Below are 5,129 nucleotides of genomic sequence, written 5' to 3' on the forward strand. Positions count from 1 at the left end.
GGGCGGTTGACGCGGTGCCGTCCTCCGGCGCCGCCGTCCTGCCGCGGAGCCGTCCTGACGCGGAGCCGTCCTGACGCGATGGTCCGCCCGGCGAGTCGATCTCGCCGGGCGGACCGGTTCCGCCGGGCGGCCGATCCCCGATACTGAGGGGATGGTCGACGAGGAGCGCTGGAAGGCGCGGTTCCGTGCCGCGCGGGTGAGTCTGCCGAGATGGGCGCGCGACGCGCCGCACCGGAACACGTACCGGTCGAACGCGACCGGCACGTGGGAGATCTACGTCTGGGACCGGGAGACCGGGGAGCGGCGGCAGGTCACCGACCGCCCGAACGGGACGTGGATGGGCGACGTCGACCCGTCCGGCGCGTGGGTGTGGTGGTTCGACGACACCGACGGCGACGAGTTCGGCGTGTGGAAGCGCACCCCGTTCGACGGCGGCGCGGACGCCGAGGTCGCCGTGCCGGGCCTGGAGCCCGCCTACCCCTCCGGGCTGGCGCTCGGCAGCGGCGGGACGGTCCTGGTCGGACGGTCCGGCGAGCGGGGCAGCACGATCCACCGGTACCGCGACGGCGAGCTCACCGCGCTGTACGAGCACGCCGAGGACGCCCACGTCGGGGCCCTGTCGCGGGACGAGACGCTCACCGCGATCGGGCACAGCGAGCACGGCGACAGCCGCCACATGGCGATCCGGGTCGTCCGGACCGACGACGGCTCGACCGTCGCCGAGCTGTGGGACGGCCCCGGCAAGGGCGTGTACGCGGCCGGGTTCGCGCCGGTCGCGGGCGACACCCGGCTGCTGGTCAACCACGAGCGGCGCGGCCGCGACGAGATCCTCGTCTGGGACCCGGTCGGCGGCGGCCAGCAGGAGATCACCTTCGACCTGCCCGGCGAGATCGACGCGGCCTGGTTCCCGGACGGGACGGCGCTGCTGGTCACGCACTCGCACGAGGCGCGCGACGAGCTGTACCGGTACGACCTGGCGGCCGGGGAGCTGACCCGGGTCGAGACGCCGCGCGGGTCGATCGGCGGCGCCGCCGCGCGTCCGGACGGCACGGTCGAGTTCGCGTGGTCGTCGGCGGCCGAGCCGCCGGTGATCCGCTCGTCGGCGGGCGAGGTCGTGCTGACCCCGGAGGGGCCGCCCGCGCCGCCGTCGGTGCCGGTCGAGGACGCCTGGGTGGACGGTCCCGGCGGCCGGATCCACGCGCTGGTCAGCCGTCCGGCCGAGGGCGAGGGGCCGTTCCCGACCGTGTTCGACGTCCACGGCGGGCCGACCGCGCAGGACGACGACTCGTTCGTGCCGACCGTCGCCGCGTGGGTCGACCACGGCTTCGCGGTCGTCCGGGTCAACTACCGGGGCTCGACCGGGTACGGCTCGGTCTGGCGCGACGCCATCGAGGGACGCGTCGGGCTCACCGAGCTGGAGGACGTCAAGGCCGTCCGCGACTGGGCGGTCGCGTCGGGGCTCGCCCACCCGGACCGGCTGGTCCTGACGGGCGGCTCGTGGGGCGGGTTCCTCACCCTGCTCGGCATCGGCACGCAGCCCGACGACTGGTCAGTAGCGGTCGCCGCCGTTCCGGTCGCCGACTACGTCGCCGCGTACGAGGACGAGATGGAGGCGCTCCAGGCGTTCGACCGGTCGCTGTTCGGCGGCTCGCCGGACGATGTGCCCGACAAGTACCGCGAGTCCTCCCCGATCACCTATGTCGAGCAGGTGCGCGCGCCGGTGCTGGTGCTGGCCGGGGAGAACGACCCGCGCTGCCCGATCCGGCAGATCGACAACTACCTCGGGCGGCTCGCCGAGCTGGGCCGTCCGCACGAGGTGTACCGGTACGACGCGGGGCACGGATCGCTGGTCGTGGAGGAGCGGATCAAGCAGATGGAGGCCGAGATCGGCTTCGCCCTGAAGAACCTTTGACCAAACCCGCACCAAAGGCCCGCTGACCGCCCGGAGTCCGCTCAGGGACGTCCTTTCCGGACATTACCGACGCCTCGGTCCGCCGCCCGGTTCGCCCGCTTCCGGGCGGTCCGGGCGGCGATCTTGTTTGCTGGACGGACGGTCCGGGAATCGTTCCGCCCGAATGCCGCACGGCGCCCGAAGCGCCGTTCCCCCGGCGGTCCCAGCAAGCCGGGAGGACCTGGTGAGAAAGCGGATCATCTGCGGGCTGGCCGTCGCCGCCCTGCCGGTCACGGGGATGACCGTTCCCGGTCCGTCCGGGCCGCGGCCCCCGCGCCCGGCGTCCCGCGCGATCACCGGGCAGGACCCGCGGACACCGTCCCTCACCCCCGCCCGGCACTCCGGATTCCGCGCGGCGAGGTGGTCACCCGCACGCCGGGCGCTGGCGATGATCAGGCACGCACCCGCCCGCCCGGGACGCGCGATGGTCTGGCGGGGGGTCGGGGCGCGGCAGACCGCGGCTCCGTTCGCCCTGGGTGACCTGCCGAAACGCCTCTCGGACCTGTCAGCCCGGATGGCGCGGGCCGTGCGCGGGATACGGCTCGCCCAGCCCACGGCCGAACGCCTGCTGCTGGCGCATCACGTCAACTGGCAATCCAGCGGCCACTGCAGCGACCGCGCGAACCCGCTCTGCACATCGTTCGACGGGATGCTGCACGGCTCCCTGGACGACCTGTTCGAGTTCGGACGCCTCAGCGGGTGCCCGCTCACCATCTCCGGGGGCACCGAGCGCGGGCACGCGCGGGGCCGGCTCAGCCACGGCACCGGCCACAAGATCGACGTGATGCCCACCGCCTGCCTGGACGACTTCATCCCGCGCAACTTCCGGCACATGGGTGTGCGCGGCGACAACGCGGAGCTCTACCGCTCCCTCGCGGGCGACGTCTTCGCCCGGGAGGCCAGCCACTGGGACATCCTCATCCCCTGAACCCCGCCGGTCTCCGGACGGTCCGACCGGTGCGGGCGGCTCAGGCGCGGACGTCGCGGATGATCCCGACCAGGTCGCGGGTCACGGACTTGAACCCGGGCAGCCGCGACATCGACACCATCTTGTTCACCAGCGGGACGGTCCGGTCCACGAGCAGGTAGGTCTTGCGGCAGCCCTCGGACGAGTCGTGCACCCAGTACAGGACGACGCCCATCGAGTACAGCCACAGCAGTTCGGGGAGCTCCGCGCGGAAGTCGTCGTCGATCTTCAGCGACGAGCCGTCCACGACCTCGCGGTAGAGGGCGACGGCGGCGCTGCGGGCGGATCCGGACTCGGAGCTGAAGGGGTTGAGCGGGCTGTCGGGCTCGGCGGCGAACTTGAAGAACTTCCCGGCGAACTCGTGGTACGGGACCATCGTGTCGACGCGGGCGCGCAGCACGCCGCGCAGCCGGGCGGCGAAGTCGCGTTCGCGGTCGAGGACGGCCCGGCAGGCCTCCTCGTGCTCGTCCTGAAGCTGGTCGTAGTAGGCCTGGAGCAGCTCTTCCTTGGAACCGAAGTAGTAGTAGGCGTTCCCGACCGCTACCCCCGCCTCCTTGGCGATGGCGCGCATGGTCGTCGCCTCGTATCCGCGCTCCCGGAAGAGGCGGAGCGCGGTCTGGACGATCTGTGTCCGCGTCTCGGACCTGACGGCTTTGGTCTCGGTCACGCCCATCACCCTAAAGGCCCGCGGAGGAACTTGGCTGTTGCGTCCGTCGCGATTTTCCTGGCCGGGACGCCGCGTTCCGTATCCCGGCCGCCCCGGCCGCCGTGCCGGTTCCCGCCGACCGCGGCTCACGCGGGGACGTGCGCGCCGACCGGTGCCGGGTACTCCCTGAGCTCGATGGACGTGGCGGCCTTGGTGGTCATCCTGTCCAGCAGCCGCAGCATCGGACCGGCCGTGAGCACCTTGTAGATCCGGGTGCGGCGGCGCAGGCTGCGCGCGGTCCTCGGCGCGAAGAACGGCCCGACGCCGCCGGCGACCTGCTGGCACGCCTTGGTGAACTTCCGGATCGCCTGCTCGTAGGCGGGGAACGCGACCCGGTGGTCACCGCCTGCCGCGGCCAGCTCACCGGCCAGGACGTAGGCGCAGACGACCGCGAGGCCGGTCCCCATGCCGCCGCAGGTCGCGCCGTACCCGGCGTCGCCGAGCAGCGCGATCCGGCCCTTCGTCCAGGAGTCCATCCGGACGATGCCGACCGAGTCGTGGTAGAAGCCCGGCGCGTCCGGCAGGTCGGCGAGGACGGTCCGCGCGTGCCAGCCCATCCCGGCGAACCGCTCGGCGACCATGCGCTTCTGGCCCTCGTAGTCGTGCCGGTCGACACCGGGGCCGTCGCCCGCCGCGTACACGCACATCACGTTCGCGGACGTCCCGCCGTCCAGCGGGTAGACCGACAGGCCGCGGCCGGGCTCGCTGTAGAGCACGGCGTCGCGCTCCATCCCGAGCCGGTTCGGCGCGTTGAAGATCGCGACGTTGTAGCCGGAGTCCCGGACGAATTGCGACTCGTCTCCGAAGACCAGCCGCCGGACGTTCGAGTGCAGCCCGTCCGCGCCGATGACCAAGTCGAACCACTCGGCGGCGCCGCGCTCGAAGGTCGCGTACACCCCGTCGGCGGTCTCTTGAAGGGAGGCGATCGAGTCGCCGAAGACGTAGCGTGCGGCGTCCTTGGTCCGCTCGTACAGGATGCGCGCCAGGTCGCCGCGCTGGATCTCGACCTGCCCTCCGGTGAACGACGCGGGCAGCGTGATCAGTCCCTCGCCGCGCTCGTCGATCAGGTGCAGCGGGCCGTTCCGCGTCTGGTGCTGGCGGATCTCATCCAGGACGCCCATCCGGGCCAGGACGTCCATGTGCACGTCGCCGCGGAAGTCCACCGCCTGCCCGCCCGGCCGGATGCCGGGCGCCCGCTCCACCACGGTCACCTCGTGCCCGTACCGGGCCAGCCAGAAGGCGAGGGACGGACCGGCGATGCTCGCACCCGAGATCAGAACCTTCATGACGTGCTCCCTTGGTCGTTCCGTTCGATGACCAGAGGTTCGCCGGTGCCGCTGACCGTCCGCGCACCACCCGCTGACAGCCGCGGGACGCTCACCGGCCGACCCGAACGGCCGCCGGGGACGCGAAGGGGCCGCCGGGGACGCGAACGGCCGCCGGGGACGCGAAGGGCCGCCCGGCGTACCGGACGGCCCTTCGGGGTGGCGCGGGTCAGCGGCCGG

General features: G+C 72.9%; 4 protein-coding genes. 2 read left to right on the plus strand and 2 right to left on the minus strand.

What is annotated here, in order from left to right; translation table 11 throughout:
* The first annotated feature begins 151 nt into the window (after nucleotides 1–151).
* Both AB0J52_RS26685 and AB0J52_RS26690 read left to right on the plus strand, forming a co-directional pair.
* A complete protein-coding gene (locus AB0J52_RS26685) occupies nucleotides 152–1,912 on the plus strand; it encodes a S9 family peptidase (RefSeq protein ID WP_500185054.1) in 1,761 nt (586 codons plus the stop codon).
* 223 nt (nucleotides 1,913–2,135) lie between these two features.
* Nucleotides 2,136–2,879 carry a hypothetical protein gene (locus tag AB0J52_RS26690; RefSeq protein ID WP_500185055.1) on the plus strand — a complete coding sequence of 248 codons (744 nt, stop codon included), beginning with the start codon at nucleotides 2,136–2,138 and terminating at the stop codon, nucleotides 2,877–2,879.
* Between the two features lie 40 nt (nucleotides 2,880–2,919).
* Here the strand turns inward: AB0J52_RS26690 and AB0J52_RS26695 are convergent, their stop codons facing one another.
* Both AB0J52_RS26695 and AB0J52_RS26700 read right to left on the minus strand, forming a co-directional pair.
* A complete protein-coding gene (locus tag AB0J52_RS26695) occupies nucleotides 2,920–3,585 on the minus strand; it encodes a TetR/AcrR family transcriptional regulator (protein ID WP_500185056.1) in 666 nt (221 codons plus the stop codon).
* Between the two features lie 125 nt (nucleotides 3,586–3,710).
* Nucleotides 3,711–4,910, minus strand: coding sequence for an FAD-dependent monooxygenase (locus AB0J52_RS26700; RefSeq protein WP_500185057.1), 1,200 nt, complete (start codon nucleotides 4,908–4,910; stop codon nucleotides 3,711–3,713).
* Between the last annotated feature and the right edge of the window lie 219 nt (nucleotides 4,911–5,129).

Source organism: Spirillospora sp. NPDC049652 (assembly GCF_040675125.1).
In the GTDB taxonomy this organism is placed as follows: domain Bacteria; phylum Actinomycetota; class Actinomycetes; order Streptosporangiales; family Streptosporangiaceae; genus Spirillospora.

Coding starts and splice junctions, on each gene's coding strand:
- AB0J52_RS26700 (WP_500185057.1), bottom strand. CDS start 4,910: ATGAAGGTTCTGATCTCGGGTGCGAGCATCGCCGGTCCGTCCCTCGCC.
- AB0J52_RS26685 (WP_500185054.1), top strand. CDS start 152: ATGGTCGACGAGGAGCGCTGGAAGGCGCGGTTCCGTGCCGCGCGGGTG.